Consider the following 26,493-nt stretch of genomic DNA (forward strand, 5'->3'; position numbering starts at 1 on the left):
GCGGTTGGTTGGTGATCGGAAAGCCCCTCATCGCTGAGGGGCATATCCGAAACACGGTAAGCCAGAATTCAAGCAACAAGTTAAACACTTGTTGGAGCGGCAGCGATAATTACATTAACAAGTTGGAACTGTTCTGCAAACTGTCGTATACCCTGGTACAAGTAATAGGAATAGCACGAAGATAATTAAGAATACGACTGCCCATCGGGTAAATCCACCGAAACAACCGTCCATTCGAAATCCTCCTTTGAATTAGTATCCCCCACCAGTTCCCGCACCGCAATAACCATACGGGACCAGCAAGATGAACAATACGAAGATGATAAGAAAGACAACTGCCCAACGCGTGAACCCACCGAATGCGCCGTACATCATATTCCCCCTCTCCTGACTCATGATTTAAGGTACGCGGATAAAATAACCAATGAAACGGCAGTTATTCTGGTATTTAAGCCTTATATTTGTTGGGCAATCGCAATCTGGCTGCCTGATAAGATGAAGGAACCTGTCGAGAACCCGACACTTTGATAAACTTCGTGCGGACATAAAAAAGCAAGGACCGGCGTTCTCCGGTCCCTTTTTTGTCACTAGCGAATTAGTAGGTGCCGGGAATGAGCAGGATGAATAATACGAAAATAATCAAGAACACGACTGCCCAACGAGTGAAGCCACCGAATACTCCGTACACTATCGGCACCCCCCTTCCTTTTTCTCAATTACAGTTAATTCATGACAGTAGAGTACGGTAACGGACAAATGACATTAGCAATTAGTCTATTTTTTAATTGATTGGTTGCAAAAATCCTCAAAAGCGGAGAGCTTGATGGAGCATTTTTTCATATAATCTCAGTAAGAAAGAGGGAACACCACAGCCCAACGGGTGTATCTTCCCACTCTTTCGGCAAAAGACGCCTCAATCAAAGAGGCGTCTTTTATCGTGGTGGCGTGCTTTGAAAGATATAGGGGGTAGGCGATTCCTTCATTTCCGGTACAGCATCACAGATTCAGCAGTCGCATCAAACCGTTATAGGGGGAGGGGGAAGCATTATGCAAAAAAAGCTGATCGGGCAGATTGCGGGGTTATGCAGTTCGGTCGCAGCCAAAACCTATCACATCTTTAATTGTGTCAGTAGTGCCAATCTATGAGTACCGTTATCATGATACTTCTGTTGCCTTTTTTGTTTATAAGCACTTCCGTTCCCGGATAACAGTATTTCGACTGTACAAACATGATTATCGCGCTTCCGATTCAGCCAATTTCAGGGCCAGTTCGGTAAACTCACGTTGGGAAATTTCCCCACGCAAGTTCTGTTTAATAATTTTTTCTGCCTCTTCGGACAAAAATTGCCCCTCAATCGCCAATGTGGTTTTCGCGTATTGAAGTGCCTTTTGAATGCTTGCATCTGATTTTTTGGTTTTGTTGTTGCTGGGTGTGATAGCTATATAGTACTCAGAGTTCCCTCTGGAAACACTAATAACCCTTGGGGCATTCGCATAGTTTCTGTTGATTTTTAGGTAATTAACAAGAGATTTTCCATAGGGTGAGTACTCTTTGCAACTAGGATCGTTGCTTACTAATGGTTTAAAAACCACTTTCGCATGTTTCCTCAAGGTCAGAACCTCCCTTTGTTACCATTATACCACGATGTTGAGTGCCATTTTCCAAATAGTTCGTTATTGCAATGAGAATTCCTTCACGTATTGTATGCCGTGACAGCGGCTTCCTCTTGTTTCCTCCGCTTGCGATTGATCTGAAGAACCATCATCGAGGCCGCCAAACAGAACAAGCCTGCCAGGATGAAGGTCAGGTCATATTCCTTAAATAGGGTGAACATCAATCCGCCGCCAAATGCGGCCACCCCTGCCCCCAACTGATGGGCTGCAAAGATCCACCCGTATACGATTCCCGCATTCTGTTTTCCAAACACGTCAGCCGTAAGCCGGACGGTCGGGGGAACGGTGGCCACCCAGTCCAACCCGTAGAAAACAGCAAAGACTATCAGCGACAGATGGTTGGAACCCAGTGCGGAGGGAAGAAACATGAGTGATAAACCGCGAAGTCCATAGTACCAGAACAGCAACCAGCGATTGTTCCACCTGTCGGAAAGCCAACCGGAGATCATGGTACCGGCAATATCGAAAATGCCCATCATCGCCAGCAATCCAGCTGCCGTCACCTCAGGTATCCCATGGTGCACACTGGCAGGAATCAGGTGGGTTCCGATCAAACCGCTGGTGGAGAGACCGCAGATAAAGAAACTGCCTGCCAGGAACCAGAAATCAAAAGAACGAACCCCCAGTTTCAGACCGCGGAAAGCGGCAGCGATTGGATTCCGTTTCGGTTGCTGCTCGGCATGATCCGACAGAGTAGCCCCGAATGGCCGAAGCCCCATTTGTTCAGGCGTATCCCGCATCAAAAAGGCTATCACAAGCACGGCCAGCATGGCTGCCCCAACAAGAATCCAGATCGCCGTTCGCCAGTTGTAAGACTCTATCATGTAAGCAAGTAAAGGCAAGAAGGCCAACTGTCCGGTGGCAGCACTCGCCGTAAGGAGCCCCAACACAAGCCCCCGGTTTTTTACAAACCAGTGGCTGGCCACAATGGCACCAAGCACCGTTAGAAAGAAACCGCTTCCGAGACCCACCACAACGCCCCAAAGCAGGTGGAATTGCCAGGCGGAGAACATCCAGATTGTCAAACCGGTACCCGCGAGAATCATGATCATGGCCATTACCATCATCCTGCGAACACCGTACCGTTCCATCAAAGCAGATACGAAGGGTCCGCTGAAACCATAAAGCACCAGGTTGATGGCAACGCCCAGCGAGATCGTGGCCCGATCCCATTTAAACTCTTCTTCCAGAGGAATCATCAGGACACCCGGTGTGGAACGAATTCCTGCCGCAACCAACATGGCCACAAAGGCGACCATTACAACGATCCATCCATAGTGTAAACGGGCAGGCTTTCCCATCGACAATCCCTTCTTCCCCATACAGTGTGAATATTGAGATTATACCAGATGGGGGTAGGAAGGGAACTTTTTTTTGGCAGTGTAACCTCTGTCTATTGAAGAGAGTCTTGATAAGCAAAGGAGGTTTTACCGGTGAAGAAAGTATTGTTTGTTCCGGTTGGAGTTATCGCACTCTTAATTGCCTTAAACATCGCAGACGTTTCGTTTGCCTGCGGTTGTACTGAGGAAGGTGGGAGCCAAAATAAAATTTTGGGGATGAAGTCGGTACATCTTAGGCATAAACTGGTAATGGGACTTATCTGGATTCTTATGGCAACTGGGGCGGCGTGGATGCTCTATCTTCTAAAGAAAGCCTGGTGGTAGAGACTGAGAGGAAAGGAAAAAAACTTCATTCTTCGAGGAAATTGGAGACCATTTGAGGATGTTATTCCATGTCTTCAAAAGTTGAATGGTCATCGTCTCGGCGTGATCACGAACGGAGATCTGAATCAGCAAAAGTTGAAACTTGAACGAATGGGAGTCTTGGATTACTTTGAAGTTGTGGTCGCCTCAGGAGATGTAGGGTTCTCTAAACCTGATACAAGAATGTTTGAAATTGCATGTGAAATGACCGGAACACATTGGTGCGAGATGATCTATGTAGGCGATGATTTAGCAACGGATATCGTACCCTGTGAAGCACTTTACGATGAATTGGAACTGTAACAAAGAAATACATAAGACCTTTTCAGGAGGAAATCATGATGAAATCTTCTGTAACGAATGAAGTTCATGCACTCTATCAACAACTGTTAGATGGGTGGAACAACCGCAATGCCCGTGCAATGGCTGAATTGTTCACAGATGATGGCGAGAGTATTGGTTTTGATGGGAGTCAGTCGATTGGGCGGGATGAAATATTTTCGCACCTCAATCCCATCTTTGAACACCATCCCACTGCCAAATTTGTAAGCAAAGTTAAAAGCGTGCGATTTCTGGGTTCTGATGCAGCCATTTTACGAGCGATAGCAGGTATGGTGCCTCCTGGACAATCAGACATCAATCCTAAAGTCAACACACATCACACACTAGTTGCCGTTAAAACCGAAGGAAATTGGCGTATCCAACTTTTTCAGAATACCCCTGCCCAGTTTCATGGAAGACCTGAGTTAGTCGATCAAATGACAGAAGAGTTAAGACAGTTACTTAAATGAGCAAGTCGATTTACTAAACATCCCGCGCTTCAAATTTCCGGATGGCCAACCAGAGGGCAGCCGCTCCATACAGGATCGTATACAGAATCATGAAGCTGCTGGGGGCCGAGATGCTGCCGAACAACCCTTGGGAGGCAAAAGAAATGGGATCGTCAGCCGTGTCGAACAGAAAAATGGTCATCTTCCGAAAGAGCGAATCCAGAGGGAAGATCAAGCTGGAAACAATCCCGATATTCACCAGGGAATCATTCTCCGTGAGAACCCCGATCTGCTCGACGAATCCGCCGATAAAGCTGATCCCGTAAAGGATAATCAAGATAATTCCGCCGTTAATAGTTGTCATCATGCTGCTGAACAATAAAGCAACCCCCACCAGAAGCAACGGCTGCAGGGCAAACAGGCTTATGGCTTTCAGAACCTGTTGGAGGGTAACCTCCACACTCATATAAGGGCCGCCCATCAGTTGGTTAACCAGAATAATGCCTATAAAGAGGGCACAGGCATAAACGGTCAACAGTCCCCCAAGACCCACAAACTTCCCCAATACAATGGAACGACGGTGTAAAGGACGGGCGAGCAGGGTATCGATCTGGCGGCTTTCAATCTCCGACGCAATGCTTCCCACACTGCTGAGGATTGCGAGCAGTCCTGTAATAAAGCTGGCAAAGTATAAACCGACCCCAAGCAGCTGTGTCGAGAGCATATTTTTTCGCAAGAGAAAATAGGGGTCATTCATACCGGGATTCCCCACTCCCTCGAACATCTTCCCGGCGGCAAATTGAGTGGCCGTTCCGTAAAAGACCAGGAAAGCAATGGACATCAGGATGGTGATGAGAAAGATTTTCTTATAGAGGATTTCCTTAAAGGCTAACCTTGCGATCGTCCACACTTCGCTCCTGCTCCTTTCGATTGACCCAATAAAGAAACACATCTTCCAGATGGGGTTCCTTGCGAACCACCTGATAAATCCGTGCTCCAGCGGCAGACAGTGCCTGAACCAGATCCGGAATGCTGTCGTCCTTGTCCAGTGTGACATGCCACGCTTCGTATTCTCCGGATGTCGATCTTTGTTCCCAATGCTGAATCATCGGAAACTGTTGTCCTTCAAGCACAGCACCAATTTGATATCCGCTGATTTCCACCTGGCTTTGAATACGGGAGAGTTTCCTCCATTCCCCTTGCACAATCAGCTCACTCCTGTGAATGATGGCGACATGGTCGCACACTGTTTCCACTTCACTGAGCAGATGGCTGTTTAAAAAAACGGTCTTGCCCTGTGCCCGAAGCTCGGACATGAGTTCACGGACTTCTTTCCGGCCAATGGGATCCAGTGCGGAAGTGGGTTCATCCAGAAAAATCAGGTCCGGGTCGGACAAAAGGGCAGCGGCCAATCCGATCCTTTGCTGCATTCCTTTGGAATACCCTTTGATCTTGTCATCCGCGCTTTTCGTGAGGCCTACCCGTTCAATCAGTTGATCGATCTGCGTTTTTTGCTCGATGCGCGGGATCTTGCAAAGATCTGCGTGAGTCTGTAACAATTGCCGTCCGGTTAACCATTCCGGGTAGCGGAATAATTCTGGCAGATAGCCGATTTTTCCCCGGGTTTCGACGGTTCCCAAAGGCATGCCCAAGATTTGCGCCTGGCCGCCAGTAGGCTTCAAGAGTCCCAACAGGGTGCGGACGAAGGTGCTTTTGCCCGCGCCGTTTGGCCCCAGAAAGCCGTACACCACACCACGCGGCACCGTTAGGGTGATATCTTTGCAGCCCGCTTTTCCATTGTATTGTTTCGTAAGGTTCCAGGTTTGAATGACGTGTTCGTTTGACAAAGTTGGCCCCTCCTGAAAAATGGCAAAGGGAGGCGGCCCCCCGGGGGAACCGCTCCACATCTTACTTTATTTCGTTTGCAATCTTGATCAAGGCGTCGCCTTTGTTGCTGACGGGGTCACGAGTTTCGATTTGGTACAATTTTCCGTCCTTCTGCCAGATCAGGAGACTGATTCTCGGGTCATTCACCAACAGACCTTGGGTGCCCTGTACGCTGATCTGCTTCATATTGGCCCGGTTTTCCATAAAAGGCAGTGGGAGAGTCCGCTTCCAATCCTCGATTCCCGCCAACTGTTTCTTTACATTGTCCGGAATAAAGGGAAGCTTCAGGAACGTGCTGCGAAATTGTTCCAGATCCGTACCTTCCGGCACTTTTATATAAGGGGCATCGGATACGTGGTAGCTAAACCTGGATACGGAGCCAGGTGCCGGGTTTCCGATGACATACTCTGTCCGAATATTTTCCGGGAACGTCAGGGAGAACTCTTTCCCGTCCAGGCTGTTGTCAAACTTCGCGTCCACATTGAGCTGCTTGAACAATTGGTTGGCCTTCTGTGTATCCATTTGGGCGTGAAGAGTCCAACTGGGATATACGGTTATCCTCTTGGCCACAAACTCTTTGGGGGCCTGGGCAATGGAATAGCCGGCCGATTTTGCGTCGGCCATGCTGTCAAAAGTTCGGGCATGCCGAGAGGCTCCCTGGTCATCCACCCACATCTTGCCGATGCCTTTCAGTTCTTTTACGCCCGGTTCCCCCAAACTGCCTAGCCAATTATGGATTTCCCGCATGTCGGAATCAGTCAGTTTTACAAACTCTACCTTATCTACCCGGAAGACAGACAAGAAATCTTCCGCCATGGCCCGCACTTGGGAAAAGGACAGGGATCCCAGTACAAATGTGGCTGCCGCAGCGGCAGTGAGCCATTTTTTATTGATATTCTTCATAAACGGCCATCTCCTTTGAGATTGCTGGTTGGTTGTTGCCGGTTGCAGATTGCCGGTTCGATGTTGGAACTTCGCCCAGGCAGCTTCCACGTCTATGTTGGGGTGATCTCCTTGGATTGGAAAACTCCCACTCAAAGCTTCCTCGCTCCAGTTCTCAAGACGAATGCCTTCAGCGAGAAGAATTCGGCAAGAAAGGCAATCCTGCAAATGAAGGGAAAATTGTTTCCGCTCGTCACGGCTTAGTTCCCCATCGATGTAGGCCTGAATGTAACCGGGGTCTTGGCACTTCATGTTTCACTCCCCCTTCTGTGTTGATAGAGTTCGCGGAATTTCTTCTTGGCCCGGGCCAGGAGTGTGCCTACGGATCCTTTCTCGATTCCCGCAGCTTGTGCCAGTTCCTTGTAGTCGTAGCCTGAGTACTTCATTAACAGAAGCAACCGATCCCGTTCGTCCAAATCGACCAAGGTCTCACGAACAGCCGCAATTTCTTCCCTTCGAAGCCAACTCTCTTCCGTTGAGGGAGATGTACAACCTTCCCGTTGAGTGGCTCTATCATCGCGGGCCGCTCTTCGTTTTTCGGAGCGAAGATAGTTGAATGCCACATGGATGGATACCTTGGCCAACCAGGCTCTCAGATTCTCAATTTCGCTGCGGTCAACCGAGTACAGTTTGATAAACACTTCCTGCGCCAATTCTTCGGCAATGGCCTGTTCCCGGACGATGGACAGAATCTGTCTCACTACCTGAGAGTAATGGGCCTTGAACAAAACCGAAAACTCCGCAGTGTCTTCTTTTGATTCGTCCCTGGGATCCATCCTCGAGGCGAGCAATTCCATCTCCACCCTCCTTTCGGAATTGGGTATCTTGCGTTTTTCGTATATATAGAAACCGCCAATCTGGATTTTGTGACAGGCAACTAATGTCTACTCAGCCTTTCGGATCTGGAATCTGTCTTGAGAATACCATAAGACGAGAGACAGAACTCTGGAAGAATCCCCCGCTCAACACCCTTTCCTCGCCTCTAGAGTGCTCTTAATTCTGCTTTGCGCTTGCCGCGTGCAGATATGATTTGGTTTCCAGGATCAAAAAACAAGGTAAGCCTGACGTCAAGCAACAAGTTAAAACACTTGTTGGAGCCCAGCAAAAATTGGCCTGATTATCAGTCTTATTTTTGATTTTTTGCTTTGACCCCAATAATAGGACTGATTTTCAGCCTTATTCCGGGATTATTGAGGTGTGTATGCAAAAAAAAGGATATAGGGCTGAAATATAGTCTTATTATTGGGGGTGGCGGTCAATTGACAAAAATAAGACTGAAAAACAGTGCTATTTTTGGAGAAAGGATAGGCAAAGGAGGCTGTACCTCCAGTGTAGAATATTCTTTATGGTAACAGGGGCGGTATTGATGCTTTATTTTCTTTAGAAAGCTGGTGGTAGAAGCTTAACGTTCCCAAAGAGAAAGGAGCTACCTGCGCGATGTAGGGAGCTCCTTTGGTCTTTCAATTGTACGTTAAATCAACTGCTGTGAACCACTTCATAAACCTCAATCTTGGAGCCGAGTGCGGTAATTCCTCTCTCCCGTCGCTCTTCATGGGCCTTTTTGAAAGCCTCACTTTGGGTCCATGCGACAAATGATTCTTTGCTGTCCCATTTGGTGTACACAATTTGCTTGTCTTCATCGGGGGAATTCAGGTACATAAACTCCAGGCAGCCGGGCACGGTTTTCATATGGTCGGCACTTTTGGAGAAGATCTCGTTCATTTTCTCCTTCCCGCCCGCCGGAACGGTCAAAACGTTAAACACAACATACATGGGGAGCCCTCCAATCTTTCTAGTCAAGTTTAATTATAGCCCAATGCCCGCCTCAATGCAGTTTCAAACGGGATGCAGCTTGTCAATATTATTTGACAAAACGTAAAACGCATTTCGGCAAAGAAGTGACATGGCGTCAAGGTATTTTTTAAAAAATATTCAGATAAGATAAAGCATCCAGTGCTCTTCGGACATCCTGCCACCATCCTCTCATTCATGGCCTCGTTTTGCCAGTAGTCTGTTCATTCTATCATTTGTTCCTGCCATTCAACTTCATAAAAAGGGGGTAACCTATATGGCTGTTGGGGAAGCGTTTGTTTCCGCTGCGGAACTGTTTTCCAACTTTGATGAAGTGGTGCCGCCGCTCAAGCCAAAAGAAGCCATTGACGAAGCCAATCGCTGCCTGTACTGCTATGATGCACCGTGTATTAAAGCATGTCCCACCGGGATTGACATTCCTTCTTTTATCAAGAAGATTGCTACGGGCAACCTGTACGGCTCGGCCAGGATCATTATGGAAACCAACCCGGTAGGGGCCAGCTGCGCCCGTGTGTGTCCCACTTCTCAGTTGTGCGAAGGGGCTTGTGTGTTAAACGACGCTTCCAAACCGATCCTGATCGGTCTGCTGCAGCGTCATGCCACCGATTGGGCGATTCGCAACAATGCCGTGTTCTTCAAGCCCGGTGAACGGAACGGCCGCAAAGCGGCGATTGCCGGGGGCGGACCTGCGGGGTTGTCTGCCGCAAGGGAACTGGGCAGATTGGGGTATGACGTGACCGTCTACGAAGCGAAAGAAAAGGCCGGGGGGCTGAACACCTACGGAATCGTATCCTTCCGGCTTCCGCAGGACATTGCCCTGTGGGAAGTCCGGCAGGTGGAGTCGCTTGGCGTGAAATTTAAATATGGCGTCCGGGTAGGTGTCGATATCAGTCCGCAGGAACTGCTTGCAGAGTACGATGTCGTCTTGCTTTCCGCCGGCATGGGGGCGGTGCCGGATCTGGCCGTTGAAGGGGAAGATTTGGAGGGAGTTTATGACGCAATCACATTGGTTGAAGACACCAAGACCAAGCCGTTGACTACCGAATTTATCGGCAAAAAAGTAGCCGTGATAGGGGCGGGAAACACAGCAATTGACGCCGCCACCTGCTCGGTCCGTCTGGGAGCCGCCCAGGTTCAGATCTTCTACCGCCGCACGAGCAAAGAAATGACCGCCTATGACTTTGAATTTGAATTTGCCAAACAGGACGGAGTGGAATTCCGCTGGCTGACAGCCCCCAAACGGATTCTGGGACGAGACGGGAAAGTGGCCGGTCTTGAACTGATCCGCATGACACTTGGCGAACCGGATGAAAAAGGGAGGAGAAAACCGGTCCCCATTGAAGGCAGTGAGTTCACCGTTGAAGTGGATTATGTAGTCAAGGCGATCGGACAGAAACGGCAGATCCCGCTGCTCGAAGCCTTTGGTCTTGAACACCGCAACGGGGTGCCCGTTCTGGAAGAGAATTCATTCAGAACCACACATCCCAAGGTGTATGCGGCAGGGGACATCATCTTTGGCGGGGGGAAAACGGACGCCATGGTGGTGGATGCCGCCGAACAGGGGAAGAAAGCGGCATACGCAATTCACCGGAGCTTCGAAACGGAGTCCCAAACAGCATAGGTACCAGAGCGAAACAAACAGACAGATAGACTCCCCCCTGACAGGGGAAGGAAGGCAAGGAGGCGGAAACATGGCAGATTTGCGGATTAATCTGGCGGGCATTCAATCCCCCAATCCCTTTTGGCTTGCATCAGCCCCCCCGACCAACTCGGGTTATCAAGTGATGCGCGCCTTTGAAGCCGGATGGGGAGGCGCGGTGTGGAAAACCCTTGGCGAGCCGATCATCAACGTGACGTCAAGGTTTGCGGCACTTCATTACGGAGGGCAGCGGGTACTCGGGCTTAACAACATTGAACTGATCACCGACCGCCCCCTGGAAGAGAACTTGAAGGAAATGGCGGAAGTGAAGAGACGGTTTCCCCACCATGCGTTAATCGCTTCCCTGATGGTGGAACACAAACGGGAAGCCTGGCATGAGATCGTGAAACAGGTGGAAGCAATCGGGGTAGACGGTTTGGAACTCAATTTCGGCTGCCCCCACGGGATGGCAGAAAGGGGCATGGGATCGGCAGTGGGGCAACACCCTGATCTGGTCCGGCAACAGGTGGAATGGGTCAAGGAAGTGGCTCAAACACCCGTCATAGTCAAGCTGACACCCAACATTACCGATATCCGCTTTACTGCCAGAGCCGCCAGTGAGGGCGGGGCGGATGCCGTCAGCATGATCAATACAATCAACAGCTTGATGGGCGTGGATCTTGACACCTGGCTTCCGGTTCCGCACGTGGACGGAAAAGGAGCCCACGGCGGGTATTGCGGCCCGGCAGTCAAACCGATTGCCCTCAACATGGTGGCAGAGTGCGCCAGAGACCCTCAGGTTGGCATTCCCATCTCAGGCATCGGCGGAATCTCCAACTGGCGGGATGCGGTGGAGTTTCTGCTGATGGGGGCAACCGGCGTTCAGGTCTGCACTGCAGTCATGCACCACGGGTTCCGAATTGTAGAGGACATGATTGACGGGCTCAACAATTATCTGGACCAAAAAGGAATCGCGTCGGTGACGGACATCGTCGGAAAATCGGTCTCCTCCTACTCCGATTGGGGCCATCTGAATCTGAATTACAAGATCGTGGCCCGCATCCATGAAGAAACCTGCATCAACTGCAACAAATGCCACATTGCATGTGAGGACGCTTCCCACCAGTGCATCGATATCATCCGGGACGAAGCAACAGGCAAGGAACGGCTCGTGGTTCGTGAAGAGGACTGCGTGGGCTGCAATCTCTGCATGATTGTGTGCCCCGTGGAAGGCACGGTCGAGATGGTGGAAGTGCCGACAGGCCAACCGCCCCTGACATGGAACCAGCGGCAGGCGGCATTGGGACTGGTGAAATAAAGGAGGTTGACAGAATGCGCAAGCTCATACGCGGAGGAACGGTCGTTACCGCCTCCGACACCTATCAGGCGGAAGTGCTGATAGAGGGAGAGAAGGTTGTCGCCATTGGCAACAATCTGGAAGCTGACCAGGCAGAAGTGATTGACGCAGGGGGCTGTTATCTGTTCCCGGGTGGAGTGGATCCGCATACCCACCTGGATATGCCCTTTGGCGGAACCATCACGGCGGACGATTTTGAATCAGGGACACGGGCGGCCGCTTTTGGGGGAACCACGTCGATTATCGACTTCTGTCTGACCAACAAGGGCCAATCGCTGCGGGATGCCATCTCTATTTGGCATGAGAAAGCAAGGGGGAAAGCGGTTATTGATTACGGGTTCCACCTGATGATCGCCGAGGCCAACGATCAGGTCCTGGAGGAACTGGAATATGTGGTGACAGAAGAAGGGATCGTTTCCCTGAAAGTCTTTATGGCTTATAAAAATGTGCTTCAGGCGGACGACGAGACCCTGTTCAAGACATTGGTCCGGGCCCGGCAATTGGGGGCTCTTGTTCAGGTTCACGCCGAAAACGGGGATGTCATTGACTACTTGACCAGGAAAGCGCTGGCCGATGGGAACACCGATCCCATCAATCATGCGCTGACCCGTCCGCCGGAAGCGGAAGGCGAGGCGACCGGACGTGCGGCAGCCCTCACGGCACTGGCCGATTCCCAACTGTATGTGGTGCACGTATCCTGCGCCGATGCGGTGAAACGAATTGCGGAAGCACGGGAAAAAGGCTGGCAGGTCTACGGGGAAACCTGCCCCCAGTATCTGACACTGGATGTCTCATATCTGGAAAAGCCCGATTTTGAAGGGGCCAAATATGTCTGGTCACCTCCCCTGCGTGAGAAATGGAATCAAGAAGTTCTTTGGAACGCGCTGCGCAGCGGAATCCTGCAAACGGTAGGTTCCGACCAATGTTCTTTCAACTTCAAGGGCCAGAAAGAACTGGGCAGGGGCGACTTCACGAAAATCCCCAACGGCGGACCGCTGATTGAAGACCGTTTTGCCGTGGTGTATTCGGAGGGGGTCCATGCCGGACGGATCAGTCTCAACCAGTTTGTGGACGTGATCTCGACCAAAGCCGCCAAACTGTTTGGCATGTATCCCCGCAAGGGCACAATTGCCGTCGGATCGGATGCGGACATTGTGATCTTTGATCCCGGCGCCACAAGAACCCTGTCCGTTGCCACCCACCACATGAACGTGGATTATAACCCGTTTGAAGGCATGCAGGTCCATGGAGAAGTCGTAACGGTCCTGCAGCGGGGAGCCTACGTTATTCGGGACAAACAGTTCGTGGGCCAACCCGGTCTCGGCCAGTTTATCAAACGTTCACGATTTGCCCGGCCATAAAAACAAATAAAAGCAAACAGTCCAGCGACCTGATAAAACGGCCCAAAGCCAAACAAGATCAAGCAAGGAGGCAGAACCATGTCCAGCAAAGTAACAATCGGCCTGATTCAGGCATCCAACGATGTCCACGGCGACGAATCGGTGGCGGTTCATAAAGAAAAGGCAATTGAGAAACATCTCCTCCTCGTCCGGGAAGCGGCATCCAAAGGGGCGCAGATCATCTGCCTGCAGGAAATCTTCTACGGCCCCTACTTCTGCGCGGAACAGAGCACCAAGTGGTACGAATCGGCGGAAGAGGTGCCGAACGGCCCGACCATCCAACTGTTTCAGGAAGTGGCCAAAGAACTGGGAACCGTTATGATTGTCCCCGTCTATGAGCGAGTTGGGATCGGCACCTACTACAACACCGCTGCCGTGATTGATGCGGATGGCACGTACCTTGGCAAATACAGAAAGCAGCACATTCCCCATGTAGGGGTTGGCAACGAAGGATGCGGTTTCTGGGAGAAATTCTACTTCAAACCGGGCAACCTGGGGTATCCGGTGTTTGACACCGCATTTGCCAAGGTTGGCGTGTACATCTGCTACGACCGGCACTTCCCGGAAGGAGCTCGCCTGCTGGGATTGAACGGCGCGGAAATCGTGTTTAACCCCTCGGCAACTGTTGCCGGTTTGTCCGAGTATCTCTGGAAACTGGAGCAGCCGGCCCACGCGGTGGCCAACGGGTATTATGTGGCGGCCATTAACAGGGTGGGCGTCGAAGAGCCTTGGAATATGGGCGAATTCTACGGGCAGTCTTATCTGGTGGACCCACGCGGACGGTTTGTCGCCATGGGAAGCCGGGACAAAGACGAAGTGGTGATTGCGGAGATGGACAAAAACCTGATTCACGAAGTGCGTGACTTGTGGCAGTTCTACCGGGACCGCCGTCCGGAGACTTATGGGGACATGGTGGAACTTCTGCCCTGACGGCGAAACCCGTTGACACTCTTGCAGGCAAAGGGAACGGAACTCCACCCGTTCCCTTTCCAATAAATAAAGTCTCTGCCCAAGGAGGGGGAACTTTGGATGAAGACCCAGCTTGAAGAGAATGGGATTGTCACTTTAACACAGGAAGGGGTGAATCAGATCAAGGACAGTCCCTTGTATAACGAGGGACTGCGTCCGACAACGAAAGAGGAGCATAACTGGACCGGCTATAATTTTGCCAGCTTGTGGATCGGGATGGCCATCTGTCTTCCCACCTATTCCCTGGCTGCAGGCTTGATCTCCCTTGGCATGAATTGGTGGCAGGCTATCGGAACCATTGTTCTCGGCAACCTGATTGTACTTATCCCCATTCTATTAAATGCCCATGCCGGGACCAAGTATGGAATTCCCTATCCGGTCTATGCTCGCCTCTGGTTTGGTTCAAAGGGGGCTCATATCCCCTCCATGGCAAGGGCCATTGTGGCCGCCGGATGGTTTGGCATCAACTGCTGGTTTGGCGGCGCAGCGGTTGACACGCTGCTGGTGGCCATGACCGGTTGGGAAAATGTGCCCGGGCACCTTGCGATCGCATTTATCGGTTTCTGGGCTTTGAACGTGTGGATCTCTTATCGGGGACCGGAAGCGATCAAAAAGATGGAGTTCTGGGCGGCCCCCACTTTGCTGGTTATGGCGCTGGCTTTGCTGGCCTGGGCATTGAGCTCGGCAGGCGGATGGGGGCCGATGCTTTCGGCGCCTTCCAAATTCACGTCGGCAGGCGATTTCCTGAAAGTCTTCTTCCCGGCATTAACCGGCGCTATCGCTTTCTGGTCGACCCTGGCTCTGAATATTCCTGACTTCTGCCGCTACGCCAAGAGCCAGCGGGCGCAAATCATCGGGCAGACCACATCGCTTCCCACCACCATGGGATTCTTCTCCTTCATCGGTGTGGCTGTGGCCTCCGCTACGGTGGTTTTGTATGGGGAAGCCATCTGGGACCCGGCCGCTATCTTGGCCAAATTTTCACCCTTCGTGATTTTCCTGGGAACCCTTGGCATCATCCTGGCCACTGTCACAACGAATGTGGCAGCCAATGTGGTCGCTCCCGCCCGGGCCATCGAAAACCTCTGGCCGCGCAAACTGACCTTTGGCATGGGAGCCATTATCACCGGTCTTGCGGCACTTTTGATGCAGCCCTGGTACCTGCTTGAAAACTTCGGAAATTACATTTTCCTCTGGTTGGGGAGCTATGGGGCCTTGCTGGGTCCGATTGACGGGATTGCCATTGCCGACTACTGGATGGTACGAAAACAGAGAATCGATCTGGTTGAATTGTATAGGCCAAACGGCCGCTACAGTTACAGCGGCGGAATTAACAAAGCGGCCGTATGGGCCCTGCTGATCGGGATTGCCATCCCCATTGGCTGCAAAGCGGCAGGTCTGACATTCGTCTGGGACAACGCCTGGACCATTGGCCTTCTGATTTCGCTGTTCGCTTACACCTGGCTGATGCGAAGTGACGCCAGCCTGATTGACGCTTCCCACTATAACCGAATCACCTCAACCGAAGCGCAGGCCTCCATGGCGTCTTAAAGGCATCAAACAAGGCGAGTCCGATTGAGGGGCTCGCCTATTTTGACGGCTCTTGCAGCATTTCATAGGCCCGGAGCGCCAGTTCGAGGCTTACCCGGTGTTCTGCCGATGTGAAGGTGTCGCCCAGCAGTTCGCTGATTTTGTCCAGACGGTGGTAGAGGGTTTGCCTGCGGATGTACAGGCGGTCTGCCGTATCTTGCTTCGAACAGCCCTGATCCAGGAACACCCGCAGGGTCAGAACCAGTTGGCTGCCATGGTCTGCATCATACTGCAGGAGCGGCCCCAGATAATCGTCGATAAACGAGTTCAGGGCATACCCGTCTTTGATTTGCAGCAGCAGCCGGTAGATTCCCAGATCTTCGAAAAAGGGACTGCCTGCAGACGGGAAAGCCAAGACCTGTTCCGCCTCCTGAAAATGCAGCCGTGCGTCCGCATATCTCGAAGATGCCCGGCTGATGCCAAACCGGATCTTGATGTTGGAATCGAGTGCCTGTTTGCAGGTTTGCTCAATCTCACGCAGGGATTTCTCGCATTGCAAGCGCCTGTCCGACATTTGATCGGTGTCAAGCAACAAACCGTAAAGACGGTTTCCCTTGCCCCGGAGGAGCGGGCGGAATTTGTGCCGGGACAGGATGGACCGAAACACCACAAGCAGATCGTGGAATGGCGAGTCTGTTTCTGCATCAGGTCGAATCGGGCCGGAGATTGCTTCCATAATGAAACACACAAATTGCGGCGGCCGCGTCGAGCCGGGCTTGATGCCGAGTGAGACGCGGATGTCTTCCTCCCGGTGCACACGCCCTTGCAGGATGTCGTCCAACAACTGGGTCTGATTGTCCAGTGCCCGTTCCTGCGCAAACATTCTGCGCAGCAGGAGCTGTGCGACCGCAGTGGAGGTGTAGTCGAGCGTCAAATGGAGAAATTCATCCGGTTCCCTCTCGAACAGGATAATCCCGAGGTATGCCAGCACATGTCCCATGGCTGCTATCGGTTGGTACAGGATTTGTTTTCGCTCCGATATGGGCAGCAGGGAAGCGTTTGGCGGCGCCGGGTCTTGCAGCAGCGTTTTCTGCAAGATATGGGTCAGCTCAGTCTCAATTGTCTGGTTCATCGAGGGAGCAAACACCGGGGAGCCATCAATGGGAAAGAAAAAAGTCTGGGTTTGAGTGACGCTCTGGAAGTGGGCAAGAATCCGCGGCAGACCGTTCGACTGCAGGGTGAGCCGCTGCAGATCCCGTGAGTAGTTTTCCAGTTCGCGCAGCGCTTTGATATGCCGGTTTACGATGTTTTCATGGAGATCCAGGGTGATGTCAACGAAGCGTACGGGGCGGCGAAATACAAGTAACGGGAACTCGTAATGGTCCGCAATTTCACGCATGTCGGGCGGAATCTCCGGAATATACGACCCCAATTCGATACACAACCCCACAGCTTTCCGCCGGATCAGCTCATTCAGGTATTCGATCCGTTTCTCCCGGCTTTCCCCGACGCCCACACCGGTGGAAAGGATCAATTCCCCTCCGTTCAGAAAAGAACCGCTTTCTGCCGCTTCCAGAATGTGGACCCAGCGGATGGGTCTTGACAGACCCCGGCTTCCCGCTATCACCTCTGCATCCTGAAACAGCGGACGCTTCAGGACATCGGCAACTGTCAGTTTCAATTCCTTATTCACGCACATCCACCTTCCCGTTTGACAATGTGTAACAAGGTTCGGTGCAAAAAGGTGACAGGTCGTCTCGTGAGCAGTGTTTCAATCTTCTGTAAAATGAACTTACCAAACAAATTGATTGCGGAAAAGGGGGTACTCCCATGATCCCGACACTGATCGGTGACCGAATGAAAAACTATATAGGCGGAACCTGGATGGAAGCGAAGACAGAACGTTACGAAGACATTCCCAACCCGGCAACCGGCGAACTGCTTGCGAAGGTGCCGCTTTCTTCGAAGGAAGATGTGGACGCGGCGGTGCAAGCGGCCAAAGCCGCATTCCCGGCATGGAGCCAGACTCCGGTTGTGGATCGGGCCCGGATCATGTTCCGGTTTCAGCAGCTTCTGTTTCAACACCAGGATGAATTGGCCCGGATGATCACATTGGAAAACGGGAAAAATCTGGCCGAAGCTCAGGCGGAACTGCTGCGTGCCATAGAGATGGCAGAGTTTGCTGCCGGAATGCCCACTCTCTTGATGGGAGAATCCTTGCCGAACATTGCCAGAGACATAGATTCGGAAGTTCGCCGTTTCCCATTGGGAGTGGTGGCGGGAATCACGCCCTTCAACTTTCCGCTGATGGTCCCCATGTGGATGTACCCCATCGCCATCACTGCGGGCAATACCTTTGTTCTGAAGCCTTCCGAACGGACTCCTCTATCCTCGATTCGGGCGGCCGAACTGCTGAAAGAAGCGGGGCTGCCGGATGGAGTCTTCAATGTGGTAAACGGTGCCCACGATGTGGTGAACGGCCTGTTGGAGCACCCGGATGTGAAAGCGGTTTCCTTCGTCGGTTCCCAGCCGGTGGCCGAGTATATCTACAGGACTGCCGCTGCCAATGGCAAGCGGGTGCAGGCGTTGGCAGGCGCCAAGAACCATCACCTGGTGATGCCGGATACCGACTTGCGACGGGCTGCCAAAACCATTGTCAGTTCCGCTTTCGGCTGTGCCGGGGAAAGGTGCATGGCGGCAAGCGTTGTGGTGGCGGTAGACTCGATTGCAGATGAGTTGATCCAGTACCTGATAGAAGAATCGGATGCACTGAAGATGGGCAACGGCTTGGAAGCCGGGGTGGATCTGGGACCTGTCATCCGGCCTGCCCACCTTGAAAAGGTTCATGACTACATTGAACGGGGCGTTGATGCCGGAGCCAGCCTGGTGAGAGACGGACGCAAGGATGCACTGCAGCATCGGCAAGGATACTTCCTTGGACCCACCATCTTTGATCAGGCGACCCCGGAAATGGTCATCGTGCGCGATGAAATCTTCGCTCCTGTCCTGAGCGTGGTGCGGGTAGCCGGTTTTGAAGAGGGCCTGGAAGCCATCAGCAAGTCCAGGTATGGTAACGGCGCCTGTATTTATACCGGAAGCGGCCGATTGGGCCGGGAATTCGTCCAGCGAGTGGAAGCGGGTATGGTCGGAGTCAATGTCGGCGTGCCGGCACCCATGGGATTCTTTGCTTTCTCCGGATGGAAGCAGTCCTTCTATGGGGATCTGCACGCCAACGGCAAGGACGGTGTGGAGTTCTTTACCAAGAAGAAGACGGTGACCTCCCGCTGGTTTGACGATGGGGAAATGAACATCGGCTCCCAAAAAACATTCGTGAAGTAAGGGAGGAATGGTCATGGCGATGAAAGAGGCGTCCACAACGGCGCATACGGAAAATAAAGAATCGCTGTTGGAGAAAGATCGAACCTATATGTGGCACCACATGTCCCCTTATAACCCCAATCCCATGATTGCCGCGGAGTCAAAGGGGGCGTGGGTTACCGATGTTGAAGGCAACGTGTATCTGGACGGGATGTCGGGGCTGTGGTGCGTCAATATCGGGTATGGGCGGCAAGAGTTGGCGGAAGCCGCTTATGAACAGTTAAAAACCCTTGCTTACTTCCCGTTGACCCAAAGCCATGTGCCGGGCATTAAACTGGCGGAAAAGATCAGCGAATGGCTGGGAGATGAATACCGGGTATTCTTCTCCAACAGCGGATCGGAAGCCAATGAAGTGGCCTTCAAGATCGCCCGTCAGTATCACCAGCAGAAAGGGCAGCCAAGCCGCTACAAAATCGTTTCCCGGTATCGTGCGTACCACGGGAACAGCATGGGCGCACTGGCAGCGACAGGCCAGGGAGTGCGCAAACACAAATACGAACCTCTGGCTCCCGGATTCCTGCATGTTCCCCCGCCCTACTGTTATCGCTGTCCTTTTGGCAAGACTTATGGCAGCTGCAACCTGGAGTGCGCCGAGGTATACGATCAGGTGATCAATTGGGAATGTGCCGAGACGGTGGCGGCCGTCATCATGGAGCCGACCATCACCGGTGGCGGCGTAATCGTACCCCCGCCCGAATACTTGCCCAAAGTCCGTGAAATCTGCGATAAACATGGGGTCTTGCTGATCATTGACGAAGTGATCTGCGGGGTAGGGAGATCGGGACAGAAATTCGGCCATCAGAATTTTGGAGTCAAACCGGATATTGTAACGATGGCCAAAGGAATTACCAGTGGCTATCTTCCGCTGTCGGCCACAGCTGTCCGTGCCGGGATCGCCGATTGCTTCAATGAAGCCGGAATCAACCAACACTTTCGTCATATCAATACATTCGGAGGAAATCCCGCAGCGTGTGCCCTGGCCCTCAAGAACATGGAACTGATAGAGGAAGAAGGGCTGATTCAAAGGGCGGAAGAATTGGGCCATGCACTCAGGGCAAAGCTTTCCGTCATTGAAGACCATCCCAACGTGGGCGACATTCGAAGTTTTGGACTCATCTGCGGCATTGAAATGGTAGAAAACCGGGAGACCAAGGAACCGGCGGCACCGGACAAAGTCGCTCAGGTGATCGGAGAATGCAAGAAGCGGAGGATGATCATCGGGAAAAATGGTGATACTGTGCCCGGCTTTCACAATATCCTGACATTGGCACCGCCCTTCTCGACGACGGATGAAGACCTTGATTTTCTTGTTCGTGTTGTCAAAGAATCGTTTGACACTCTTTGAGGCTTCCCATTTAAAGTAATTCGGGGAAAGGAAGAGAAGCGGAATGATCATTGGCGTTCCGAAAGAGATCAAGAACAATGAGAACCGGGTGGCCATGACACCGGCAGGAGTACAGACGCTTGCCGGTGCCGGACATACCGTGCTGGTAGAAACCAATGCCGGAGCCGGAAGCGGATTCCCGGACGACAGGTACCGGGCGGCCGGTGCGAGGATTGTGTCCGATGCGCAGAAATTATGGGAATCGGCCGAAATGATTGTCAAGGTGAAAGAACCAATCGCCGAAGAGTACAAGTATTTCCGGCCCGGCCTTATCCTGTTCGCCTATTTGCACCTGGCGGCCGCAGGCCTTTTGATCCATGAACTGATGGAGAAGGAGGTCACCGCCATCGCCTATGAAACGATCCAACTGGAAGACGGATCCCTCCCTCTCTTGGCACCCATGAGTGAAGTGGCAGGCAGGATGTCGATCCAGATCGGGGCCCATTTTCTGGAGAAGGCGCAGGGCGGCAGGGGACTGCTGCTTGGCGGGGTTCCCGGTGTGGAACCGGGGAACGTGGTCATCATCGGCGGAGGAATCGTAGGTGCCAACGCGGCTCAAATCGCGTTGGGGATGCGGGCCAAAGTGACAATTCTGGAAAACAATCCGAAACGGCTGCGGGAGTTGGACGAACAATTCCAGGGCCGGGTGCAGGTGATCATGTCCAACGCTTACAATATTGCGAAGGCAGTATCGGAAGCGGACTTGCTGATTGGGGCTGTGCTGCTGCCGGGGGCCAAGGCTCCCCGCCTTGTGACGGAAGAGATGGTCAGCCGCATGAAGCCGGGTTCCGTGATCGTGGATGTAGCGGTGGATCAAGGAGGATGCATCGAAACGGTTGACCGGGTGACTACCCACGACAACCCGACCTATCTCAAACACGGGGTTGTTCACTACTGTGTGGCCAATATACCCGGAGCCGTTCCTCACACCTCCACCCTGGCTTTGACCAACGTGACACTTCCTTATGTAGTAAAACTGGCAAACAAGGGCGTGCAGCAAGCCATTGCCGAATATCCCGACCTGCGCAAGGGCGTCAATGTGATGGGAGGCAAGGTCACCCACGAAGCGGTGGCTGCCACCTTTCAGCTGGAACCTTGTACGGTTGCTTGATTGTACTGATATCCAAGCTTCTCCGCGATATTTGACGGAGGGCAGAAAGGATTTGAAATTACAGGAGAAGATCCAGAATTTTGTTGACTAGGACTAACGGCATCCAGTGCCGTTAATCAACTTCAGGTCAGAAGATAACGGCATCCGGTGCCGTTAAACAACTTCAGGTCAGGAGATAGCGGCATCCAGTGCCGTTAAACAACTTCAGGTCAGGAGATAGCGGCATCCGGTGCCGTTAAACAACTTCAGGTCAGGAGATAACGGCATCCAGTGCCGTTATCTCCTGTTTTGTATCTAAATTTGGACATTTGGCTGACACATTTATTGATTATAGTAGTTTTCGAGTAAGAAATACACGTTATAGGAGGTATTGAACATGGGATTCTATGATGATTCTGCTAAAAATCATAAACGTCTTTCTGCAAAGACCTGGATAACTTTAGTGGTGTCTGCAAGTTTACTGGGATCAGGTACGACAACTGCGTTAATGCTGCCTTTTCTTACAGGAACAAAGCAGATCAAACTTTCACAAACCAACACTGCTTTAGCCGAGGAAAATCCTGCTGCTGTTCAATCAGTTGCATTGAACGTTAATTCCGAGATTATTCAAGCTGTCAACAAAGCAAAGCCCGCAGTTGTCACGGTTGTCAATCTACAAAACGATGGGGGACGGTTCTATGGGAATCAGGCACATGAAGCGGGCAAAGGGTCTGGCGTTGTAATTGACAGGAAAGGACACATTGTAACGAATAACCATGTGGTGGAAGGCGCATCCCAGGTCCGGGTTCTTGTCAATGGACAAACAGTCAACGCCAAAATATTGGGAACCGACGCTCTGACCGATCTGGCTGTACTTGAAATCCCAACTGATAAAGTCGATGGCATTGAACCTATAGAAATCGGAATATCCGAATCACTGCAAATTGGTGAGCCTGCCATTGCGATCGGCAATCCATTGGGAGAATTTGAACAAACGGTAACTGTTGGAGTCATATCTGCAAAGAATCGTAAATTGCCCACCCAAGATCGAGCGGGGAATATCGTTTATGAACAGACGGTGCTTCAGACGGATGCGGCAATCAACCCGGGGAACTCTGGAGGCGCCCTTGTGAATGTAAAAGGGCAGTTGATTGGAATTAACTCAGCAAAAATTGCTTCATCCGGAGTTGAGGGATTAGGATTTGCCATTCCGATCGACGAAGCAAAACCCATCATCGAACAGTTGATAACAAACGGGAAAGTGATCAGGCCGGCATTAGGTGTCTCTGTCAGCTGGGAAGTGAAGAACATTCCGGCTAATTACCGGAAGGAATTGCCGGTGGATTACGGTGTGATAGTGGAAGCCGCATCCGGCCCGGCCCAAAAAGCGGGAATCGAAAGCGGAGATGTGATTGTACAAATCGACAATGTCAAAATCAACACCTTTTTGGACATGCGAAAGTATCTGTTCAGCAAGCAGCCAGGCGATACGGTGAAAGTGACTTTCTATCGGGATTCGGAGGAAAGGACTGTCTCGGTTCCATTACAGGAATTGAAGTGATAAAAAAGCACCTGGCCTTTTTTGTTGCGATTTCCAGCAGGATCAGTTTATGGCATCATAAACGAAAGGATGTGTTTTGCCAAAGTCCGAAAGGTCACTTGGGAAGGGGCTTCTATCTATGTCTGTGAATATTGTCTCCATTAGCGTTGGAAAACCCGCAACGATTCTGTATCACGGCAGAGAATTGTCAACGGGAATCTACAAAAAGTCCACCAGCCAGCCTTTGTATTTGTCGAGGTTAAATTTTGACGGGGACGGTCAGGCGGATCTGGCTCATCATGGCGGACCGGATAAAGCGGTTTGTGTGTATCCTTTTGAACACTATCCTTATTGGGAAAAAGAGCTGAACAGAACCCTCGGGCCGGGAGCGTTTGGTGAAAATCTGACCCTTCAAGGGTTACCGGAGAAAGATGTCTGTATAGGAGACATTTTTGAATTGGGGGAAGCCATTGTACAAGTCAGCCAGCCCCGACAACCCTGTCATAAACTCGCAAAAAAATTTGATGTGCCTGATCTTCCGGTTCGGGTCCAGAACACCGGTTTCACGGGGTATTATTTTAGGGTTCTGAAAGAAGGATGGGTAACGAAAGAGAAACCGATGCTGCTGCTTGAACGTCATCCTAAGAAAGTTTCGGTCCAGTTTGCCAACCGGATGATGCACCACGATAAGAACAATATGGAAGAGGTCAAGCGGCTCCTTGAAGTTCAGGAGCTCTCCGAAAATTGGCGACAGACTTTACTAAAGCGGCTCGAGGTGAAAGAGGTCGACACCAAACGGAGAATTGAAGGAGAATAAGATAAACAAGCCCCCAAAAAGGGGGCTCTCCTACCGAGGCTTATCCATCAAGGCTTGACCCATCAATGAAGATCCTCGTTCACCCAGCCCCAGCTCTCTACCGAGTCGGGGTTTTCTTTGTGCGGATCGCGCTTCATCAATTGATTGGCGGCCTGCAGGCGCATCACGGCGTTGTATACATCCGGCGTGTCATCATTTGCAGATCCGGTTTTAGTCATGTGGCCAAAAGGGCGCATCACGGCGTTGTATACATCCGGCGTGTCATCTTTCAGGAATCCCAGGGCTTCCTCGATTAACTGTCCGGGTATGGCAGTTTCCTTAGTAGTGGCGGACAATTGCTCAGGGGTGGCAGCCAATTTCCCAGAGGCAGCAGAATGTTGGCTGAGGCTTGGATTGGGAGTGTGGTGCTCCGTCATGGTGCTGCCTCCTAGCTCTTTGACGCGAATGCCTTTAACATCCAGACGTGTTTCTCCAATTGGGTGTGAATGGCCAACAGCAAGTCGGAGGTCGTTTCGTCATTGGCCTGCTGGGCAATTTCCATACCTTGTTTTAATTCCGAAATGAGAGTGGAATAATCCCCAATCAGGGTTGACACCATCTGCTCGGCGGATTCGTTTCCGCTGGCTTCCTTTACACTGGAGGTTTCCAGCGCTTCCCGCATGGTTGCGACCGGCTTTCCTCCGACGGCCAGCAACCGCTCTGCCAACTCGTCAATATGCAAAGCCGCTTCGTTGTAGAATTCTTCAAACTTGGCATGCAGGGTGAAAAACTGGGACCCCTGGACATACCAATGATAGTTGTGAAGCTTTACATACAAGACAGTCCAGTTGGCAATTTGTTTGTTTAAGACGGACGCGACATTGTTCATTCTTGAAAACTCCTTCCCTCTATGGAATAATTTGCATAATCATATTTTACACTTGTCAGATTGGAAGCACTGTAGGGCAGCACACTTTTTCCTAAACGAAATGTGAACAATGTGTACTTGTAGGAGGTTCCCATAATGGCTGACGTTTTATTCATTCAATACCCAAAATGCACAACTTGCCGCAATGCAAAGAAATACCTGGAAAGCAAAGGGGTGGTCTTTGAAGACCGTCATATTGTGGACAATCCTCCGACGAAGGAGGAACTCCGCACCTGGATCGGCAAAAGCGGACTTGATATACGGAAGTGGTTCAACACCAGCGGTCAGAAATACCGCGAACTTGGGATCAAGGACAAGCTGAAGAATATGAACGAAGAGGAAATTCTGGACTTGCTTGCCTCAGATGGGATGCTGATGAAACGCCCGATTATCGTGAAGGGCGACAAGGTGACCATCGGATTCAAGCCGGATGAAACGGACAAGGTGTTGAGTTGATGGATTTGCAAACGCGACGAACGCAACTGCCAAATGGCTTGCGGATACTTACGCAGCGTACCCCGCATTATAGGGGGGCGGTGGCACTGTTTCGCTTTGGAGTAGGCTCTGCTTATGAGTCGAGTGACGGTTGGGGTACGGCCCACTTTTTGGAACACATGATCTTTCAGGGGACAGCCGACAAGGATCATGACACCCTTATGATGGAACTGGCTCGCCTGGGGGCGACGGCAAACGCATCCACAGGCTTTGAATCCACTGTTTTTGAGTTGACTTCCCCCGCTGAAACCCTTCTTCCCTCCTTGCATATTATGTCGGAGATGTTGGACAGGTTTCACCTGGCCCCGGAACTGATTGATCTGGAACGGGATATTATCCTGGAAGAATGGCGCATGACACGGGACGAACCCTCCCAGTGGGGGGAAGATTGTCTTTATCATCAGGTTCTGGGGGATTTCGGCCATCCGATCCTTGGCACGGAAGAGAGTTTGCAGTCAATGGACCGGAAGAGATTGCTGGAGTTTGCCAATGCTTATTACACTCCCGACAACATGATTGTTTCTGTAGTCGGAGATGTGGAGCATGAACGTATTGTGGAGGCACTGGGCCAATGGTTTGGCGACAACCGGAGCAAAGCATTGCCAAAACCGCTTGTCCCCATCCGCCAGTCCTACCGGCTGCACTCTGAGGAAGAACACGAACTGTTGCATGTATTCTTTGGATTTCATGCACCTCCTTTAGGCAGCGGCAGGCTGCCGGCTTTTGACGTCCTGGGATCGGTGTTGGGAGGCGATTCCTGGTCACGTTTGTTCCGAAAGGTGCGAAATGAGCTGGGGCTTGCCTACTCCATCAGTGGATTCTATTCCGGGTGGCAGGATATGGGGCTGTTCGGTGTGCAGTCGGCCACACAGCCGGATCAGGCACAAAAGTTGGTTGACACCATCCGGCATGAAATTTCTGTTGTACAACACGACTTAACAGAGGATGAGGTGGAGTTGGCGAAGGCTGTACTGCAAGCAAACATTCTGTTCGGTTCCGACCAGGTCGGCTGGCGGGCGGAACGCATCTTGCATGACGAAGCTGTTTTTGGGAAGATGCGCGGTATTGAGGAAGACTTGCAGGCGATCACCAATGTAAAAAGGGAAGATGTGCTGGAATTGGCGGAATTTCATCTGGATTTGGGCAAATCCACACTGGTCACAGTCGGAAATGTGGATGTACAATGAGAAAGGGATCGC

General features: G+C 51.6%; 25 protein-coding genes. 15 read left to right on the top strand and 10 right to left on the bottom strand.

What is annotated here, in order from left to right:
- Window positions 1–1,233: 1,233 nt before the first annotated feature.
- Both EFBL_RS01050 and EFBL_RS01055 read right to left on the bottom strand, forming a co-directional pair.
- Window positions 1,234–1,611, bottom strand: coding sequence for an antitoxin VbhA family protein (locus EFBL_RS01050; RefSeq protein ID WP_096180291.1), 378 nt, complete (start codon window positions 1,609–1,611; stop codon window positions 1,234–1,236).
- Between the two features lie 83 nt (window positions 1,612–1,694).
- Entirely contained in the window at window positions 1,695–2,975 is a 1,281-nt protein-coding gene (locus EFBL_RS01055) for an MFS transporter (RefSeq protein ID WP_096180292.1), read from the bottom strand.
- Between the two features lie 132 nt (window positions 2,976–3,107).
- Between EFBL_RS01055 and EFBL_RS01060 the strand changes: the two genes are divergently transcribed.
- The 3 genes from EFBL_RS01060 to EFBL_RS01070 are packed head-to-tail and all read left to right on the top strand — an operon-like array spanning window position 3,108 to window position 4,168.
- On the top strand, window positions 3,108–3,338 hold the full coding sequence (locus EFBL_RS01060; protein WP_096180293.1) for a hypothetical protein: 231 nt from the start codon (window positions 3,108–3,110) through the stop codon (window positions 3,336–3,338).
- 27 nt (window positions 3,339–3,365) lie between these two features.
- Window positions 3,366–3,680, top strand: a complete 315-nt coding sequence (locus EFBL_RS01065; protein ID WP_269432670.1) for an HAD family hydrolase — start codon at window positions 3,366–3,368, stop codon at window positions 3,678–3,680.
- Between the two features lie 38 nt (window positions 3,681–3,718).
- Complete coding sequence (locus EFBL_RS01070; protein ID WP_096180295.1) at window positions 3,719–4,168, top strand: SgcJ/EcaC family oxidoreductase; 450 nt, start codon at window positions 3,719–3,721, stop codon at window positions 4,166–4,168.
- 13 nt (window positions 4,169–4,181) lie between these two features.
- Here the strand turns inward: EFBL_RS01070 and EFBL_RS01075 are convergent, their stop codons facing one another.
- From EFBL_RS01075 to EFBL_RS01095, 5 genes are all read right to left on the bottom strand, one after another.
- A complete protein-coding gene (locus EFBL_RS01075) occupies window positions 4,182–5,057 on the bottom strand; it encodes an ABC transporter permease (RefSeq protein WP_096180296.1) in 876 nt (291 codons plus the stop codon).
- Entirely contained in the window at window positions 5,029–5,994 is a 966-nt protein-coding gene (locus EFBL_RS01080; RefSeq protein ID WP_231705637.1) for an ABC transporter ATP-binding protein, read from the bottom strand. The genes EFBL_RS01075 and EFBL_RS01080 overlap by 29 nt, the downstream gene beginning before the upstream one ends.
- A 61-nt stretch (window positions 5,995–6,055) precedes the next feature.
- Window positions 6,056–7,228: an anti-sigma factor family protein gene (locus EFBL_RS01085; protein ID WP_096180298.1), complete on the bottom strand. Its 1,173-nt coding sequence runs from the start codon at window positions 7,226–7,228 to the stop codon at window positions 6,056–6,058.
- The gene (locus EFBL_RS01090; RefSeq protein ID WP_096180299.1) at window positions 7,225–7,773 is read right to left on the bottom strand and encodes a sigma-70 family RNA polymerase sigma factor; all 549 of its coding nucleotides are present in this window, start codon (window positions 7,771–7,773) and stop codon (window positions 7,225–7,227) included. The genes EFBL_RS01085 and EFBL_RS01090 overlap by 4 nt, the downstream gene beginning before the upstream one ends.
- A gap of 679 nt (window positions 7,774–8,452) precedes the next feature.
- Window positions 8,453–8,749, bottom strand: a complete 297-nt coding sequence (locus tag EFBL_RS01095; protein WP_096180300.1) for an antibiotic biosynthesis monooxygenase family protein — start codon at window positions 8,747–8,749, stop codon at window positions 8,453–8,455.
- A 295-nt stretch (window positions 8,750–9,044) separates the two neighbouring features.
- Here EFBL_RS01095 and EFBL_RS01100 point away from each other — a divergent pair, with 295 nt between their 5' ends.
- The 5 genes from EFBL_RS01100 to EFBL_RS01120 all read left to right on the top strand — a co-directional run bounded on the left by EFBL_RS01100 (window position 9,045) and on the right by EFBL_RS01120 (window position 15,704).
- Entirely contained in the window at window positions 9,045–10,409 is a 1,365-nt protein-coding gene (locus EFBL_RS01100; protein WP_096180301.1) for an NAD(P)-dependent oxidoreductase, read from the top strand.
- A gap of 70 nt (window positions 10,410–10,479) precedes the next feature.
- Window positions 10,480–11,745, top strand: coding sequence for an NAD-dependent dihydropyrimidine dehydrogenase subunit PreA (gene preA, locus EFBL_RS01105; RefSeq protein WP_096180302.1), 1,266 nt, complete (start codon window positions 10,480–10,482; stop codon window positions 11,743–11,745).
- Between the two features lie 14 nt (window positions 11,746–11,759).
- A complete protein-coding gene (gene hydA, locus EFBL_RS01110) occupies window positions 11,760–13,145 on the top strand; it encodes a dihydropyrimidinase (protein WP_096180303.1) in 1,386 nt (461 codons plus the stop codon).
- Window positions 13,146–13,223: 78 nt separating this feature from the next.
- Complete coding sequence (locus EFBL_RS01115; protein ID WP_096180304.1) at window positions 13,224–14,114, top strand: nitrilase-related carbon-nitrogen hydrolase; 891 nt, start codon at window positions 13,224–13,226, stop codon at window positions 14,112–14,114.
- Between the two features lie 99 nt (window positions 14,115–14,213).
- Window positions 14,214–15,704 (top strand): NCS1 family nucleobase:cation symporter-1, encoded by a 1,491-nt coding sequence (locus EFBL_RS01120; RefSeq protein ID WP_096180305.1) that lies wholly within the window; start codon window positions 14,214–14,216, stop codon window positions 15,702–15,704.
- Between the two features lie 37 nt (window positions 15,705–15,741).
- On the opposite strand, the gene EFBL_RS01125 is transcribed toward EFBL_RS01120, so the two are convergent.
- Entirely contained in the window at window positions 15,742–17,376 is a 1,635-nt protein-coding gene (locus EFBL_RS01125; protein ID WP_096180306.1) for a PucR family transcriptional regulator, read from the bottom strand.
- A gap of 137 nt (window positions 17,377–17,513) precedes the next feature.
- Between EFBL_RS01125 and EFBL_RS01130 the strand changes: the two genes are divergently transcribed.
- The 5 genes from EFBL_RS01130 (at window position 17,514) to EFBL_RS01150 (ending at window position 23,892) form a co-directional block, all read left to right on the top strand.
- Window positions 17,514–19,022, top strand: coding sequence for a CoA-acylating methylmalonate-semialdehyde dehydrogenase (locus EFBL_RS01130; protein ID WP_096180307.1), 1,509 nt, complete (start codon window positions 17,514–17,516; stop codon window positions 19,020–19,022).
- Window positions 19,023–19,041: 19 nt separating this feature from the next.
- Window positions 19,042–20,406, top strand: coding sequence for an aspartate aminotransferase family protein (locus EFBL_RS01135; protein ID WP_096180324.1), 1,365 nt, complete (start codon window positions 19,042–19,044; stop codon window positions 20,404–20,406).
- 43 nt (window positions 20,407–20,449) lie between these two features.
- Complete coding sequence (gene ald, locus EFBL_RS01140) at window positions 20,450–21,556, top strand: alanine dehydrogenase (RefSeq protein ID WP_096180308.1); 1,107 nt, start codon at window positions 20,450–20,452, stop codon at window positions 21,554–21,556.
- 376 nt (window positions 21,557–21,932) lie between these two features.
- Window positions 21,933–23,096: a S1C family serine protease gene (locus EFBL_RS01145; protein WP_096180309.1), complete on the top strand. Its 1,164-nt coding sequence runs from the start codon at window positions 21,933–21,935 to the stop codon at window positions 23,094–23,096.
- Window positions 23,097–23,214: 118 nt separating this feature from the next.
- Window positions 23,215–23,892 carry an MOSC domain-containing protein gene (locus EFBL_RS01150; RefSeq protein ID WP_096180310.1) on the top strand — a complete coding sequence of 226 codons (678 nt, stop codon included), beginning with the start codon at window positions 23,215–23,217 and terminating at the stop codon, window positions 23,890–23,892.
- A 62-nt stretch (window positions 23,893–23,954) separates the two neighbouring features.
- Here the strand turns inward: EFBL_RS01150 and EFBL_RS01155 are convergent, their stop codons facing one another.
- Together EFBL_RS01155 and EFBL_RS01160 are read right to left on the bottom strand one after the other, a co-directional pair.
- Window positions 23,955–24,308 carry a hypothetical protein gene (locus EFBL_RS01155; RefSeq protein ID WP_096180311.1) on the bottom strand — a complete coding sequence of 118 codons (354 nt, stop codon included), beginning with the start codon at window positions 24,306–24,308 and terminating at the stop codon, window positions 23,955–23,957.
- A gap of 11 nt (window positions 24,309–24,319) precedes the next feature.
- On the bottom strand, window positions 24,320–24,760 hold the full coding sequence (locus EFBL_RS01160; protein ID WP_096180312.1) for a Dps family protein: 441 nt from the start codon (window positions 24,758–24,760) through the stop codon (window positions 24,320–24,322).
- A gap of 135 nt (window positions 24,761–24,895) precedes the next feature.
- On the opposite strand from EFBL_RS01160, the gene EFBL_RS01165 reads away from it, so the two are divergent.
- Both EFBL_RS01165 and EFBL_RS01170 read left to right on the top strand, forming a co-directional pair.
- The gene (locus EFBL_RS01165) at window positions 24,896–25,255 is read left to right on the top strand and encodes an arsenate reductase family protein (protein ID WP_096180313.1); all 360 of its coding nucleotides are present in this window, start codon (window positions 24,896–24,898) and stop codon (window positions 25,253–25,255) included.
- Window positions 25,255–26,481 (top strand): M16 family metallopeptidase, encoded by a 1,227-nt coding sequence (locus tag EFBL_RS01170; protein ID WP_096180314.1) that lies wholly within the window; start codon window positions 25,255–25,257, stop codon window positions 26,479–26,481. Before EFBL_RS01165 ends, EFBL_RS01170 begins: the two co-directional genes overlap by 1 nt.
- Window positions 26,482–26,493 lie beyond the last annotated feature (12 nt).

This window comes from Effusibacillus lacus (assembly GCF_002335525.1).
In the GTDB taxonomy this organism is placed as follows: domain Bacteria; phylum Bacillota; class Bacilli; order Tumebacillales; family Effusibacillaceae; genus Effusibacillus; species Effusibacillus lacus.